The sequence below is a fragment of the Nocardioides bizhenqiangii genome (genome assembly GCF_034661235.1).
Classification (GTDB): Bacteria; Actinomycetota; Actinomycetes; order Propionibacteriales; family Nocardioidaceae; genus Nocardioides; species Nocardioides bizhenqiangii.
On the sequence record NZ_CP141059.1, the window covers coordinates 1,401,789 to 1,415,368 of the forward strand.

At 71.8% G+C, this 13,580-nt stretch carries 16 protein-coding genes; 6 read left to right on the forward strand and 10 right to left on the reverse strand.

From position 1 onward, the window contains the following. The first annotated feature begins 173 nt into the window (after positions 1-173). Genes SHK19_RS06860 through ilvC form a run of 3 tightly spaced genes read left to right on the forward strand, consistent with a single transcriptional unit; the run spans position 174 to position 3,561 of the window. Positions 174-1,937 carry an acetolactate synthase large subunit gene (locus tag SHK19_RS06860; RefSeq protein WP_322457826.1) on the forward strand — a complete coding sequence of 588 codons (1,764 nt, stop codon included), beginning with the start codon at positions 174-176 and terminating at the stop codon, positions 1,935-1,937. Positions 1,938-1,940: 3 nt separating this feature from the next. After that, complete coding sequence (gene ilvN / locus SHK19_RS06865) at positions 1,941-2,480, forward strand: acetolactate synthase small subunit (protein WP_322457827.1); 540 nt, start codon at positions 1,941-1,943, stop codon at positions 2,478-2,480. 55 nt (positions 2,481-2,535) lie between these two features. Continuing rightward, positions 2,536-3,561, forward strand: a complete 1,026-nt coding sequence (gene ilvC, locus SHK19_RS06870) for a ketol-acid reductoisomerase (RefSeq protein ID WP_322457828.1) — start codon at positions 2,536-2,538, stop codon at positions 3,559-3,561. A 65-nt stretch (positions 3,562-3,626) separates the two neighbouring features. On the opposite strand, the gene SHK19_RS06875 is transcribed toward ilvC, so the two are convergent. Continuing rightward, on the reverse strand, positions 3,627-5,012 hold the full coding sequence (locus SHK19_RS06875; protein WP_322938208.1) for a M15 family metallopeptidase: 1,386 nt from the start codon (positions 5,010-5,012) through the stop codon (positions 3,627-3,629). An 86-nt stretch (positions 5,013-5,098) separates the two neighbouring features. On the opposite strand from SHK19_RS06875, the gene SHK19_RS06880 reads away from it, so the two are divergent. Next, positions 5,099-5,581 (forward strand): nuclear transport factor 2 family protein, encoded by a 483-nt coding sequence (locus SHK19_RS06880; RefSeq protein WP_322938209.1) that lies wholly within the window; start codon positions 5,099-5,101, stop codon positions 5,579-5,581. 16 nt (positions 5,582-5,597) lie between these two features. Here the strand turns inward: SHK19_RS06880 and SHK19_RS06885 are convergent, their stop codons facing one another. The 4 genes from SHK19_RS06885 to SHK19_RS06900 form a co-directional block, all read right to left on the reverse strand. Continuing rightward, positions 5,598-5,759, reverse strand: coding sequence for a hypothetical protein (locus tag SHK19_RS06885; protein ID WP_322457831.1), 162 nt, complete (start codon positions 5,757-5,759; stop codon positions 5,598-5,600). 166 nt (positions 5,760-5,925) lie between these two features. Then, the gene (locus tag SHK19_RS06890) at positions 5,926-6,753 is read right to left on the reverse strand and encodes an ABC transporter permease (RefSeq protein ID WP_322457832.1); all 828 of its coding nucleotides are present in this window, start codon (positions 6,751-6,753) and stop codon (positions 5,926-5,928) included. Continuing rightward, positions 6,750-7,664, reverse strand: a complete 915-nt coding sequence (locus tag SHK19_RS06895; protein WP_322457833.1) for an ABC transporter ATP-binding protein — start codon at positions 7,662-7,664, stop codon at positions 6,750-6,752. The genes SHK19_RS06890 and SHK19_RS06895 overlap by 4 nt, the downstream gene beginning before the upstream one ends. A gap of 113 nt (positions 7,665-7,777) precedes the next feature. Beyond that, positions 7,778-8,320: a GNAT family N-acetyltransferase gene (locus SHK19_RS06900; protein ID WP_322457834.1), complete on the reverse strand. Its 543-nt coding sequence runs from the start codon at positions 8,318-8,320 to the stop codon at positions 7,778-7,780. A gap of 51 nt (positions 8,321-8,371) precedes the next feature. On the opposite strand from SHK19_RS06900, the gene SHK19_RS06905 reads away from it, so the two are divergent. Together SHK19_RS06905 and SHK19_RS06910 are read left to right on the forward strand one after the other, a co-directional pair. Next, entirely contained in the window at positions 8,372-9,088 is a 717-nt protein-coding gene (locus tag SHK19_RS06905; protein WP_322457835.1) for a DsbA family oxidoreductase, read from the forward strand. 104 nt (positions 9,089-9,192) lie between these two features. Then, positions 9,193-9,621 (forward strand): hypothetical protein, encoded by a 429-nt coding sequence (locus SHK19_RS06910; RefSeq protein WP_322457836.1) that lies wholly within the window; start codon positions 9,193-9,195, stop codon positions 9,619-9,621. Positions 9,622-9,647: 26 nt separating this feature from the next. Here SHK19_RS06910 and SHK19_RS06915 read toward each other — a convergent pair whose 3' ends face one another. From SHK19_RS06915 to SHK19_RS06935, 5 genes are read right to left on the reverse strand one after another with little or no spacing between them, the layout of a single operon-like run. Continuing rightward, complete coding sequence (locus SHK19_RS06915; protein ID WP_322457837.1) at positions 9,648-10,211, reverse strand: hypothetical protein; 564 nt, start codon at positions 10,209-10,211, stop codon at positions 9,648-9,650. Further along, a complete protein-coding gene (locus tag SHK19_RS06920; RefSeq protein WP_322457838.1) occupies positions 10,208-11,503 on the reverse strand; it encodes a DUF58 domain-containing protein in 1,296 nt (431 codons plus the stop codon). The genes SHK19_RS06915 and SHK19_RS06920 overlap by 4 nt, the downstream gene beginning before the upstream one ends. A 3-nt stretch (positions 11,504-11,506) precedes the next feature. Then, positions 11,507-12,469 carry an AAA family ATPase gene (locus tag SHK19_RS06925; RefSeq protein WP_322457839.1) on the reverse strand — a complete coding sequence of 321 codons (963 nt, stop codon included), beginning with the start codon at positions 12,467-12,469 and terminating at the stop codon, positions 11,507-11,509. Then, positions 12,462-12,830: a hypothetical protein gene (locus SHK19_RS06930; RefSeq protein ID WP_322457840.1), complete on the reverse strand. Its 369-nt coding sequence runs from the start codon at positions 12,828-12,830 to the stop codon at positions 12,462-12,464. Before SHK19_RS06930 ends, SHK19_RS06925 begins: the two co-directional genes overlap by 8 nt. After that, the gene (locus SHK19_RS06935; RefSeq protein WP_322938210.1) at positions 12,827-13,543 is read right to left on the reverse strand and encodes a DUF4129 domain-containing protein; all 717 of its coding nucleotides are present in this window, start codon (positions 13,541-13,543) and stop codon (positions 12,827-12,829) included. The genes SHK19_RS06930 and SHK19_RS06935 overlap by 4 nt, the downstream gene beginning before the upstream one ends. Between the last annotated feature and the right edge of the window lie 37 nt (positions 13,544-13,580).

Consider the following 13,580-nt stretch of genomic DNA (forward strand, 5'->3'; position numbering starts at 1 on the left):
GGCGCATGCGCCAGGACCTCATCCTCGTACGCACCGGACGCGCCGGCTGAGACAGTCCTGCGCGTCCGCCCCTCGTTGCCTGGCAACCGAGGGGTTTTTTGTTGAGTACGACCCGAGCAGACGGGGTGCCGGGTGACCGTGAGGCACCACGAGATCAAGGAACGAGAAGTCGGATGAGTGATCAGCAGCAGCCGGGCGGGACGGCCGTCACCGGGGCGCAGAGCCTGGTGAAGTCCCTCGAGGCCGCCGGCGTGACCGACATCTTCGGCATCCCCGGCGGAGCGATCCTGCCGGCCTACGACCCGCTCATGGACAGCCCGATCCGGCACATCCTGGTCCGGCACGAGCAGGGCGCCGGCCACGCAGCGCAGGGATACGCCGCCGCCTCCGGCCGGGTCGGCGTCTGCATGGCGACCTCCGGCCCGGGGGCCACCAACCTGGTGACGCCGATCGCGGACGCCCACATGGACTCGGTCCCGATGGTCGCCGTCACCGGTCAGGTCGGCGCGGCGATGATCGGCACCGACGCCTTCCAGGAGGCGGACATCCGCGGCATCACCATGCCGATCACCAAGCACAACTTCCTGATCACCGACCCCGCCGACATCCCGCGCACGGTCGCCCAGGCGTTCCACATCGCCTCGACCGGCCGCCCGGGTCCGGTGCTCGTCGACATCGCGAAGTCCGCGCTGCAGGCGACCACGACGTTCGACTGGCCGACCGAGCTGCACCTGCCCGGCTACCGGCCGGTGACCCGGCCGCACGCCAAGCAGATCCGTGAGGCTGCCCGGTTGATGCTCGAGTCGCGCAAGCCGGTGCTCTACGTCGGCGGCGGCACCATCCGCTCGGGCGCCTCCAAGGAGCTGCTCGCGCTCGCCGAGCTGACCGGCATGCCGGTCGTCACCACGTTGATGGCGCGTGGCGCCTTCCCCGACAGCCACCCGCAGCACCTCGGGATGCCGGGCATGCACGGCACCGTCGCCGCGGTCGCCGCCCTGCAGAAGAGCGACCTGATCATCAGCCTCGGCGCCCGCTTCGACGACCGGGTGACCGGCAACCTCGACACGTTCGCCCCGGGTGCCAAGGTGATCCACGCCGACATCGACCCTGCGGAGATCGGCAAGAACCGGCACGCCGAGGTCCCGATCGTCGGCGACGTCCGCGAGGTGCTGATCGACCTGATCACCACCCTCCGCACGGAGGCCGACGCCGGCAACACCGGCGACTACGAGGGCTGGGTGCAGTTCCTCGCCGCGGTGAAGCTGAAGTACCCGCTGGGCTACGACAAGCCGACCGACGGCGGCCTGGCGCCGCAGTACGTCCTCGAGCGGCTCGGGGTGCTCGCCGGACCGGACACGATCTACACCGCCGGCGTCGGCCAGCACCAGATGTGGGCGGCGCACTTCGTCCCCTACGAGCGCCCGAACACCTGGATCAACTCCGGCGGGCTCGGCACCATGGGCTTCGCGGTCCCGGCCGCGATGGGCGCCAAGGTGGCCATGCCGGACCACCCGGTGTGGGCGGTGGACGGCGACGGCTGTTTCCAGATGACCAACCAGGAGCTCGCGACCTGCGCGATCAACAACATCCCGATCAAGGTCGCGGTCATCAACAACGAGTCGCTCGGCATGGTGCGCCAGTGGCAGACCTTGTTCTACAACTCGCGCTACTCCAACACCGACCTCCACTCCAAGCGGATCCCCGACTTCGTCAAGCTCGCCGACGCGTACGGGTGCGTGGGTCTCGCCTGCGAGACGCCCGATGACGTGGACGCCACCATCGCCAAGGCGATGGAGATCAACGACGTCCCCGTCGTGGTCGACTTCCGGGTCCACCGCGACGCGATGGTCTGGCCGATGGTCGCCGCCGGCACCAGCAACGACGACATCAAGTACGCCCGGGACCTCGCTCCCCAGTTCGACGAGGACGATCTCTAAGTCATGGCCAAGCACACGCTCTCCGTCCTGGTCGAGAACAAGCCCGGTGTCCTGGCCCGGATCGCCGCGCTCTTCAGCCGCCGCGGCTACAACATCGAGTCGTTGGCGGTCGGGCCGACCGAGCACGGCGAGATCTCGCGGATGACGATCGTCGTCAACGTCGAGGACAGCCCGCTCGAGCAGGTCACCAAGCAGCTCAACAAGCTGGTCGAGGTGATCAAGATCGTCGAGCTCGACCCCGCCGCGTCGGTCCAGCGCGAGCTGGTGCTGGTCAAGGTGGGTGCGACCCCGGAGATGCGGGGCCAGGTGCTCGACGCCGTCCAGCTCTTCCGTGCCAAGGTGGTCGACGTGGCGGCGGACGCGGTGACCATCCAGATCATCGGCAACGCCGGCAAGATCGCCGACTTCCTCCGGGTGGTCGAGCCGTTCGGCATCCGCGAGCTCGTGCAGTCCGGTGCCATCGCCATCGGCCGCGGCCCGCGGTCGATCTCGGAACGCGGCAAGCCGGTCGCCGTACCCGTGCCGCCCGCTGCCATCAGCTGAAACTCCAACGGGTCTCGACAGGCTCGACCACCAACACAGAAAGTGAGAGCCCCCAGTGGCTGAGATCTACTACGACGACGACGCCGACCTGTCCCTCATCCAGGACAAGCACGTGGCGGTCATCGGCTACGGCAGCCAGGGTCACGCCCACGCGCTGAACCTGCGCGACTCGGGCGTCGACGTCCGCGTCGGCCTGAAGGAGGGCTCGAAGAGCCGCGCCAAGGCCGAGGAGCAGGGCCTGCGGGTCCTCACCCCGCGGGACGCGGCCGAGGAGGCCGACGTCATCGTCATCCTGGCGCCCGACCAGGTGCAGCGGCACCTCTACCGCGACGAGATCGCACCCGCCCTGACGACCGGCGACACCCTCGTCTTCGGCCACGGCTTCAACATCCGGTTCGGCTACATCCAGGCGCCCGAGGGCGTCGACGTCATCCTGGTCGCCCCGAAGGCCCCGGGTCACACGGTCCGTCGTGAGTACGTCGCCGGCCGCGGCATCCCGGACATCATCGCGGTCGAGCAGGACGCTTCCGGCGCCGCCTGGGACCTGGCGAAGTCCTACGCCAAGGCCATCGGCGGCACCCGCGCCGGCGTCATCAAGACCACCTTCGCCGAGGAGACCGAGACCGACCTGTTCGGCGAGCAGGCCGTCCTCTGCGGCGGCGTCTCGCACCTCGTCCAGGCGGGCTTCGAGACCCTGATGGACGCGGGCTACCAGCCGGAGATCGCCTACTTCGAGGTGCTCCACGAGCTCAAGCTGATCGTCGACCTGATGTGGGAGGGCGGCATCGCCAAGCAGCGCTGGTCGGTCTCCGACACCGCCGAGTACGGCGACTACGTCTCCGGCCCCCGGGTCATCGACGACAACGTGAAGAAGTCGATGCAGAGCATCCTCAGCGAGATCCAGGACGGCTCGTTCGCCGAGCGGTTCATCGGCGACCAGGACAACGGCGGCAAGGAGTTCCTGGAGCTGCGGGAGAAGGAGGCCGGCCACCCCATCGAGGCGACCGGCAAGCTGCTCCGCTCGCACTTCGCCTGGAAGCAGGAGGACAGCGACTACACCGAGGGCTCGGCCGCCCGCTGACCCCGACCCGGCTCATCTGCACGTCGACCCGTCGCGTTCAAACGCGACGGGTCGACTGTTCTCGGTCAGTGGCAGACGGTCGAGTCGCAGCCCGGCACGCGGAGGACGCGGCCGCCGCGCAGCACGGCGTCGAAGTGGTGGATGTCGTTGAGCCCGTAGGTCCAGCGCAGGCCGTGCCGGGCCATGATCTGCACCACCTGGTGGCCGCGCGAGCGCCAGGCGATCCGCGGGTGCGACCGGCTCAGCCACCAGGTGTTGGGGTAGACGCCCTGGGGTGACCGGTACGGGTTCTCCCACGGGTTGATGTCCAGCGACCGGCCGTAGGAGTGCGGCGACCGGATGCCGGGCCGGCCGACGACGTCGCGGCAGTTGAAGGCCGAGGTGTTGCCGGCGGCCATCGACGCGTAGTCGTCGGCTCCGTGCAGCCGCTCCGACCAGCCGAACCGGTCCACGCGGTACATCGAGCGGATCGGCAGCTCGGCGGCGTACATGTCGCGCAGCGCGCCGGCGATCCGGCCGGCGACCCCGGCGGCCACGACCAGCTCGCCGCGGCGGCGGTAGCCGGTGTAGTCCCAGTAGTTGATGCTGACGAGCCGCAGGCCGGCCCGACCGACGGGGCAGCCGCGGTGCCAGCTGCGGCCGGTCATCTGCCGCCAGACCCCGTTGGGGATCCGCCGGATCCGCGCGTTCGCGCCGTCGCCGACCGCGCGACGCTGAGGTGGCACCGACCGGCGCGGCCGGGGTGCCCCGCGCGGCATCACCACCGGCGCGACGGGCGGCCGGTTGTCGAGCCTGTGTACCTCGCTCCGCCCGCGGCGTACCCAGGGCAGCGGCGGGGCGAAGACCCGCCAGCGTGAGTCGACGCGAGGGGAGACCTTGATCGTGGCCGTCCCGTCGCCTCCGGTGGCCAGCAGGGCGACCCGGCGCCAGTCGCGTTCACCGGCGAGACGGCGCACGAGCGCGACCTGCCCGTCGATCGGACCTGCGCCGACCGCCCGCCACCGCACGGTGAGGGTCGCGGTCGTCTCGTCCTTGAAGGCGCCCGGGCCGCCGAGCGTCACCAGGCTGTCGCGCTTGCGGAGAGGTACGGCGAGCGTCGCGCTCGCGCCGCCGTACTGGTCCGTCCCTTCCACCGTCGCCCGCACCCGGTTGTTCAGCGGGTCCCGCAGCAGCGTGACGCTCGCGGTCGCTCGCCCGGACGCGTCGGTGACGACGTCCGCCACCGGCACCCACCCCCCGTCGCGGTTGCGCTCGATGCCGACCTGCCCGCCGACGACCGGCGCACCCTGGGCGGTGACGGTGACCGTGACGGTGGTCGCCTCGCCCGCGTGGACGGCCGGCGCGGCCACCGTGACCACGGCCGGGTCCGGCGCGGCGGCCCGGGCCTGCCCGGGCAGGACGGCGAGTGCCGTCGCGAGCGCGAGGACGACGACCAGTAACCAGCGACCCATGGTCAGCGATGCTCCCATCCCGCGCGGCCGTCGGCACACAGCCGCGCCCACGAGAACACGTTCTAGGTCTGGGCTAGGCTCCCGCCGTGGACCTCATCGCGATCGAGGAGATCAAGCGCCTCAAGCACCGGTACTTCCGCTCGCTCGACCTCAAGGACTGGCCGACGTTCGGCGACTGCCTCGCGGCGGACGTCACGGCCCGGTACGGCACCCAGGCCATGGGCGAGCCGGTCCACTACGACGGCCGGGACGCCGTCGTCGGGTTCATGGTCGACAACCTCGGCCCCGGCGTGGTGACCGTCCACATCGCCAACCACCCGGAGATCGAGGTGGACGGCGGCACGGCGACCGGCTCCTGGGCCTTCGAGGACACCGTGATCGTGCCGGAGTTGAAGGTCGTGATCCGCGGCGCCGGCTACTACCACGACGAGTACCGCCGCGACACCGACGGCAGCTGGCGGATCGCCGCGACGTCGTACGAGCGCATCTACGAGGCGATGACCTCGCTCGACGACACCCCGAGCTTCACGCTGCTGGCGAACCGTTGGGACCCGAACCTCCGGCACTGACCGCCGGCGCGACGGATCAGCCGGCGAACGAGCTCCACAACGCGTGCACCGCGACTCCCACGCCGTACCAGAACGCCGCGAGGGAGAGGAAGATCGCTGCCCACGTCGCCTGCCGCTCCCGGGGCGTCGGGGGCGAGAGCGGCGGGGCCGGCAGGAACGGTGCTGGTGCAGCAAGCATGTGAGTTCCTCTCGATCGGATCCCCAGTCTGGTGACCGGCCTACCTGGTTGCATCCGGCGATAGGCCGCGATGCATAGCCCGAAAGGACTAGCCGTCCGCCGGACGTCATCCGGCCCGCACCTCGAGAGGTGCGGGCCGGATGACGTTGCGCGAGGGCCAGGGTTGCTACTTGACCTCGGACCGCATCACGAGGGCGAGGCCCACCGCGAGCGGCAGCAGGATCCAGATCGACGACGTCACGCCGAGCTGCAACCACTCCTCGGAGGTCAGCTTCGAGTCGAACAGGAGGAAGCGGGTCGCGTTCACGTCGAACCAGGCGGCGTTGTCCGCCCACCACTCCTGCGTCGAGGCCAGCGCCTCGGAGATGCCGGGGAGCACCAGGTTGACCACGAAGTAGCCGACGATCGCGGCGGGGGAGCTGCGGAGCAGCAGGCCCAGCGCGAAGCCGAGCAGCATGCCGAGCTCGTTGGCGAGGACGATCTGGGCGAAGGTCCAGGCCGGGATGTCCCAGACCGCGTCGTTCCCGGTCATCGCGGCGCTGGCCAGGTTGCCGATGGCGCCGACACCGAGGGCGATCAGCATCGAGACGGCACCGATGACCAGCACGTTGACGAGCTTGGCGCCGATCACGCGGCGACGGCTCGGCACCAGGGTGAACGTCGTCAGCGCCGTGCGCTGGCTCCACTCGCTGGTGACCGCCAGGACCCCGATGATCGGGAGCAGGATGGACATCGGGCTGCCCACGGACGCAGCGAACGAGTCGAACGTCAGCGCGTCCCGGTCGCCGAGGATGACGGTCAGCACGGTCGCGATCGCCGAGGCGATCACGATGCTGGCCATCAGCCAGAAGCCGGAGCGGGTGTCGAACATCTTGCGCAGCTCGACGCCGAGGATCCGGCCGAACGGGATGGGAGCGGGTACTTCCCGCTCGCGCGGCGGGTGGGCCACGGCGGGACCGTCGACGCTCGACGGGGTGATGGTGGCGGTGCTCATGCGACCGCTCCTTCCGTGTAGGTGATGGAGTCGCGCTGGCTCTCGGCGGTCAGCTCGAGGAACATCTCCTCGAGGCCGGCGCCGTCCGCTGTCCGCAGCTCGGTGAGGGGGATGCCGGCGGCGAACGCCGTGCTGCCGACGGTCGGGAGGTCCGCGTCGGCGAAGACCGCGCCGTCGGCGACGGTCGTGACGATGCCGGACGCCTCGAGGGCGTGGGCGAGGGCGGCCGGGTCGGCGGCGCGGGCGAGGGTGCCGGTCGAGGCCAGCAGCTCCTGCTTGGTGCCGCCGGCGACGATCCGGCCGTTGCCGATGACGATGATGTCGTCGGCGATGACCTCGATCTCGTGCAGCAGGTGGCTGGAGAGCAGCACGGTGCCGCCCTGGTCGGCGAACTCGCGGAGGAGGTCGCGCATCCAGCGGATGCCGGCCGGGTCGAGGCCGTTGGCCGGCTCGTCGAGGATCAACACCTCGGGGTCGCCGAGCAGGGCGGTGGCGATGCCGAGCCGCTGCCGCATCCCGAGGGAGTAATTGCGCACCCGGCGCCCGGCCTCCTCCTCGGTCAGGCTCACCCGGTCGAGCATCGCTCCCACCCGGTCCTTCGGCAGGCCCATGGTGCGGGCGGCGATGGTGAGGATCTCGCGGCCGGTGCGGCCGGCGTGCTGGGCGGAGGCGTCGAGCAGGACGCCCACTTCCCGGCCCGGGTTCGGCAGTGCGGCGAACGGCCGGCCCAGGATGTGCACGTGGCCGGAGGTCGGCTCGGTGAGGCCGACCATCACCCGCATGGTGGTGGTCTTGCCGGCGCCGTTGGGGCCGAGGAAGCCGGTCACCCGACCGGGCTGCGCGGTAAAGGAGACTTGGTCGACGGCGGTGAACGTGCCGTATCTCTTGGTCAGGGACTCGATCGTGATCATGGCCCTCACCTTGGCGGCCGGCGCACCTCGCCCGCGTCGGGCAGACCCCCGGAACGATCCCTGAGCCCACCCCGAGGCGACCCAGGGGGAGGTACGACGTGCGCCTCGGGGTGCTAGGGGTGCTGACCCGCGGCCCACTCTTCGGCCGTGATCCGGAACAGCTCGGACGGGCCGTCGTACCACTTCTCGACCACGCCCTGCGGGCGCATCCCGATCCGCCGGCAGACTCGCTGTGACGGGCGGTTGCCGAGGTGGGTGACGGCGAGGATCTCGGGCAGCCCGGCGGCGAAGCCGTGCGCGAGCACCGCGCTGGCGGCCTCGGTGGCGTAGCCATGACCCCACGAGTCCGGGTGGAGGTGCCAGCCGATCTCGACCTCGCCGTCCTCGGCGTCGGGGAGAGTCACGAGCAGTGCTGTGCCGCGTGGCTCACCACCCGCCTTCGGCTCGATCGCCCAGATTCCGCGCGGCGGCTCGACCGACCGCTCGGCGTACTTGTCGATCCGCTCGTGCGCCTCCTCGAGGTCCTTCATGAGCTTGGGCGGGCCGTCACCGAGCCACTTCATCACCTCGATCCGGCTGAGGATGTCGAGAAGCCGGGGCGCGTCGTCGTGCTGCCACGGCCGGAGGATCAGCCGTTCGGTCTCCAGGTTCTGCACCTGCCCAGCGTGGCAGGGGAACACAACGAGGGTGCTTGCGGTTTCAACTACATGCGCATCGACATCTGGTCCGACGTGGTCTGCCCCTGGTGCTCCATCGGGAAGCGGCGGCTCGAGCAGGCCCTCGCCGACTTCCCCCACCGCGACCAGGTGGAGGTGGTCTACCACTCCTTCATGCTCGACCCGGGCGCCCCGACGGAGCCGACCGGCACCGCCCAGGAGATGCTCGCGCGCAAGTACGGCCTCACCCTGGCCGACGCCGCGGAGAAGCAGTCAGCGGTGATCGCGGTCGCGGCCGAGCTCGGGATGGACTGGCACCAGCACCACGACTCCCCGCACGTCGGCACTTTCGACGCCCACCGGCTGCTGCACCTCGCTCTTGCCGAGGGCGGGCCGGTGCAGCAGGCGACGCTCAAGGACGCATTGCTCCAGGCCTACTTCGGCGAGGCCCGCAACGTCGCCGACCACGACGTGCTGCGGGAGGTCGCGGCGGGTGTCGGGCTCGACGCCGCCCGGGTCGACGAGGTCCTGGCCAGTGACGCCTACGCCGCCGACGTCGCCGCCGACATCGCCAAGGCGCGAGCGTACGGCGCGACCGGCGTGCCGTTCTTCGTCGTCGACGAGAAGTACGGCGTCTCCGGCGCCCAGCCCGCCGAGCTCTTCGCCCAGCTCCTCGAGCGTGCCTGGGCCGAGAGCCGGCCCCATCTCGAGACCGTGCCCGCAGCGGCCGACGCCGAGGTCTGCGGCCCCGACGGCTGCGCGATCTGAAGACCTGCCCTGACATCTCGCTGTTCTCGGATGTGGCACGCGTCCGCGCCGTAGGGTCGGGAATGTTCGATCATCTTGATCGACATTCTCCGGAAGCGGTCCACATGAACAAGCTCACCCGAACGGCGGTGGGCGTCCTCACGGTTGCCGCCGTCCTCGCCCCGATCAGTGCCTCGGCGCCCGCGCAGGCGGCCGCCCCAGGCAAGGATTGGACCACCCTGCAAACCCTCAACCGGGCCAAGCAGCAGGCCTGCAAGGTGACGACCACCGACGGAAATGCGTGGCGGATCTTCAACCGGGTCAACGCGCGTCTGCTCGCCGAAGGGCGGGTCGTCGCGACCCTGACCGCCTCCCGCGGGGGCGATGGCCCGACGCGGGAGTGGACGAGCGGCTGGGTGAGGCACGGCGCCATTTCCCCCGTCGGCGCGATCAACGTCCCGAAGCGGGGCGGCTGGGCCCTGAGCATGGGGATCAGTGGCGGTGAGTTCGGCGACGGCGGCGACCTCACCGTGGCTCAGATCGGCCGCTGCTGACCCGTCGGTAGCCGTCTGCTCGCGGCCTACGCCGAGCGGCGGACGGCAACCCAGGGGAGCGCGCCGACCAGAGCCAACGTGATCGCGACGACCACGACCGGCGGCTCGCCCCCTTCTTCTGCCACCTCGACGACGGCGGCGACGCCGCCGGTGGCGAGGAGCACCCCGGCGCACCGCAGCGCCAGCCGTCCGACGACCGCCCGGGTCGGTGCGAATCCGGGCGGTCCGGCGGCGGCGTGGGCCAGCGCCACGTGGAAGACCAGGCCGCAGCAGCCGACGACGAGTGCCGACCAGGTGGCCGGCTGCTGGACCGCGACCAGCCACCACGCGACCAGACCGCCGAGGGTGACCAGTCCGACGCCGGAGTCCGGCAGGCCGGCGGAGCCGACCGCCAGCACGAGCAGTGCGAACGACGGCCACCACGACACGTCCGGTGCCACCCGGTGCAGCTCGGCGAGCGCGACCGCGATCGGCGCCACCGTCAGCACGCGTACGACGATGCCGGGGATGGTGAGCGTCAGGAGCTGGGTGCCGTCCCGGTCCTCCAGCACGAAGCCGGTCACCGGGCTGTTCCTCGTCGCCTGACTCATCGGACGGCCAGCCTCGGTGTGGCCCGCCGGCGGGTGAGGTCGCGCAGCACCTGGTCCAGGCTGTGCGCCCCCGCCCAGGGCACCACCGGGATGCCGAGGGAGGCGAGCTGGGTCGTCTCGACCCGCCGCTGCAGCATCCGGATCCGCCAGGCGAGGGCGCTCGGCGTCGTACCGGTCTCCGCCTCCATCCCGGGGGGCAGGGTGTCGATCACGACCACGTCGATGCCGGCCCGGTTGAGGATCGCGACCTGCTGCGTGGCGGCGCGGTCGATGAGCGGCGACAACATCAGGGCAAGGGTGCCGGCGCCGAGCCCCTGGCGGGCGACGAGCGCGTCCTCACCACGGGCGGTGCCCGGCTCGATCAGGCACAGCGTGTCGAGGATCCGTCGCAGCTGGAGCAGGCCCGACGACGCCGGCAGCATGGTGACGCCCCAGGCGCCGAACACCCGCACGCCGACCCGGTCGCCGCGGTGGAGGAAGTGCTCGGCGAGCACCGCCGCCGCCCGCACCGCCAGGTCCATGCTGCTCTTCTCGCCGTCGATGCCGGCGCTCTCGCCGACGTCGTTGACGGCGTCGATGAGGATGGCGACGTGCGCGTCCTCGTCGGCGTAGGTGGCGGTCACGTGGAGCCGCCCGGTGCGGGCGGATACCGGCCAGTGGATCCGGCGCAGCCGGTCGCCGATCCCGAACGGGCGGACCTTGGCGAACTCGGTGCCCTCCCCAGGGCGGGCGGCGCGCTCCATGCCGACCAGTCCCCGGGGGTGCGGCGCGGGCGCGGTGGCGTCGAGGGGCGCGGTCACGGGCAGCACGGTCATCCGCATGCCGGCGAGCGGCACCGGTCCCCAGCGCCAGGAGTACCAGCCGTCGTACGCCGCGACGGCCGGGTCCCCGAGCCGGCGGCGTCCCCAGCGCATGGGGCGCAGCGCGATCCGGGCCACCGCCGCTCCAGGCGCGTCGCCGTCCGCGCCCTCGGCGACCAGCAGTCCAGCGGCCGGCTCGACCTCGAGCAGCTTCTGACCGGGGTGGACAACGGTGGCCGTCCCGCGCGGCGGGATGCCTTCGATCGTGGCCTCCCAGGTGACCTCCTCGCCCTCGTTGACGGTGAGCGCGGACAGCGGGGTGGCCGCGGTCGGCTCGGTGACGGGACGGCGGGCGGACCACAGCGTGACCAGCACCAGCGGCGCGGCGATCACGACCGCGTCCGGGCGCCCCACCGCGACGCCCACCACCAGCAGGGCCAGGCCGACGACCGCGACCCGGAGGTGGGCGTGCGTCGGTCTCCAGCCGGTCATCGCTCAGACGCGATCGCGTGCGGTCGGCGCGGGCACCTGTCCAAGCACGGTCTCGACCACGGACCGCCCCGAGATGTCGGTCATCCAGAGCTCGGGCCGGATCGTGAGCCGGTGCGCGAGCGCCGGCACGGCCACCGCCTTGACGTCCTCGGGTACGACGAAGTCGCGGCCGTCGATCACGGCGTAACCGCGCGCGACCAGCATCAGGGCGAGTCCGCCCCGGGGCGACGAGCCGACCAGTGTGTGCTGGTGCTTGCGGGTCGCGGCGGCCAGGGCCACGCAGTACCGCCCGATGTCGGGGTCGACGGTCACGGACTCGACCGCGGCCTGGATCCCGAGCAGCTCCTCCCTCGACACCACCTGGGCCAGGGTCTGCTCCTCCTGCTGCCGCTCGAGCCGACGTCGCAGCACCTCCCACTCCTCCTCGGAGTCGGGATAGCCGAAGCCGACCCGGAGCAGGAACCGGTCGAGCTGCGCCTCGGGCAGGGGGTAGGTCCCCTCGTACTCGACCGGGTTGGCGGTGGCGATCACGTGGAACGGCGGATCGAGCACGAACGTCTCGCCCTCGACGGTCACCTGCCGCTCCTGCATGGCCTCGAGCAGCGCGGCCTGCGTCTTCGGCGGCGTCCGGTTGATCTCGTCGGCGAGCAGCAGCCCGGTGAAGAGCGGACCGGGACGGAACTCGAACCTCGCCTCGCCCTGGTCGTAGATGAACGAGCCGGTGAGGTCGGCCGGCAGCAGGTCGGGGGTGAACTGCGCCCGCCGGAACTCCAGGCCCAGGGTCTGCGCGAAGGAGCGCGCAGCCAGGGTCTTGCCCAGGCCGGGGAAGTCCTCGAGCAGCACGTGCCCGCCGGCCAGGATCGCGGCCAGGACGAGCGTGAGCGCGTCGCGCTTGCCGACGACCGCCCGCTCGATCTCGTCGAGGACCGCTCGCGCCTTCCGGGACGCCGCCATCAGGTCAGTCATTGCCGATGGCCTCGATCCTTCTGAGCGCCTCGGCGAGCTCGCGTCGGTAGCGGGCGGGGGATCCGAGGGGAGGGTCGGCCACGAACGCGGCCGCCGCGGGATCGAGCCGGGCGTCGGCCAGCACCGGCATCGCGAGCAGGTGGCCGGTCACCTCGCGCACCACCAGGTGGGCCGCGGTCGGGTCGTCGGCCGCGACCAACCGCTCGAGGTGGTTGACCTCCTGGTCGTGGGCGCGGTTCTCCCGCAGCTGCAGGGACGCCTCCTCCGGCCAGGTGGCGGGCACGATCGTCTGGCTGACGAACGCGGCGTAGCACGCCACCGCGACGGCGGCGATCGCGAGCGCGATCCAGACGGTCGTCATCGGGACCGCGCTCCGAGCGTGGCCAGCAGCCGCCGCAGGCAGTCGGCCGCCTCGACCCGGTGCTCCTCGGTGATCGGGTGGGCCGAGAACCTGGCTTCGCGGTAGAGCGCGGCCAGCCGGCGGATCGCGTCGTGGTCGAGCCGGTACGCCGCGAGCGCCCGCTCGACCAGCTCGCTCGGTGTCTCCTCCGGCCGGTGGGGGAACCGGTCGCTCTCCACCGCTCGCTCGAGCCGCACCCAGGCCGCGACGATCGCGTTGCGCGGCGAGCCCTGGCCGATCGTGCGCGCGCCCTCGTCGAGTGCCTCCGGGAGCTCGGCGCCGACCTCCTCGTCGGGCGGCGGCTCGGCAGGGACGAGCGAGGCGCGGACCCCGATCCGGCCGCTGAGCTGCTTTCGTCGCCGCACCAGCCGGAGCCGGGCGAGCACGATCAGCGCCACGCCGAACACCAGGGCGGCCGAGAGGACCAGCAGCAGATCGAGGGGCGGCGCCCACGGGAGCCACGGCTCGTCGTCGTCCGGCGGCGGCTGCGACTCCTCCTCCGCGGCCGCATCGTCCGGCTCGTCGGCCGCCCGGTCACCCTCGGAGACGACCGGGCGTTCGGCGCCGCGCTCGAGGTCGTCCCACCGCGGTCCGTCGAAGGTCGCAGCGACCAGTGCGCAGAGCACCAGCAGGAGGGCGCCGAGCGTGAGGGGGCTCCGGGAGTTGGTGCCCATGGAGGGACGGTAGCCCGTCGTCACCCGCGCAGGCCAC

Bases quoted from the DNA above. Each gene is read 5' to 3' on its own strand.
- SHK19_RS06860 (WP_322457826.1), top strand. From the start codon at position 174: ATGAGTGATCAGCAGCAGCCGGGCGGGACGGCCGTCACCGGGGCGCAG.
- ilvN (WP_322457827.1), top strand. From the start codon at position 1,941: ATGGCCAAGCACACGCTCTCCGTCCTGGTCGAGAACAAGCCCGGTGTC.
- SHK19_RS06875 (WP_322938208.1), bottom strand. From the start codon at position 5,012: ATGGGTCGCTGGTTACTGGTCGTCGTCCTCGCGCTCGCGACGGCACTC.
- SHK19_RS06885 (WP_322457831.1), bottom strand. From the start codon at position 5,759: ATGCTTGCTGCACCAGCACCGTTCCTGCCGGCCCCGCCGCTCTCGCCC.
- SHK19_RS06890 (WP_322457832.1), bottom strand. From the start codon at position 6,753: ATGAGCACCGCCACCATCACCCCGTCGAGCGTCGACGGTCCCGCCGTG.
- SHK19_RS06895 (WP_322457833.1), bottom strand. From the start codon at position 7,664: ATGATCACGATCGAGTCCCTGACCAAGAGATACGGCACGTTCACCGCC.
- SHK19_RS06905 (WP_322457835.1), top strand. From the start codon at position 8,372: ATGCGCATCGACATCTGGTCCGACGTGGTCTGCCCCTGGTGCTCCATC.
- SHK19_RS06910 (WP_322457836.1), top strand. From the start codon at position 9,193: ATGAACAAGCTCACCCGAACGGCGGTGGGCGTCCTCACGGTTGCCGCC.
- SHK19_RS06915 (WP_322457837.1), bottom strand. From the start codon at position 10,211: ATGAGTCAGGCGACGAGGAACAGCCCGGTGACCGGCTTCGTGCTGGAG.
- SHK19_RS06920 (WP_322457838.1), bottom strand. From the start codon at position 11,503: ATGACCGGCTGGAGACCGACGCACGCCCACCTCCGGGTCGCGGTCGTC.
- SHK19_RS06925 (WP_322457839.1), bottom strand. From the start codon at position 12,469: ATGACTGACCTGATGGCGGCGTCCCGGAAGGCGCGAGCGGTCCTCGAC.
- SHK19_RS06930 (WP_322457840.1), bottom strand. From the start codon at position 12,830: ATGACGACCGTCTGGATCGCGCTCGCGATCGCCGCCGTCGCGGTGGCG.
- SHK19_RS06935 (WP_322938210.1), bottom strand. From the start codon at position 13,543: ATGGGCACCAACTCCCGGAGCCCCCTCACGCTCGGCGCCCTCCTGCTG.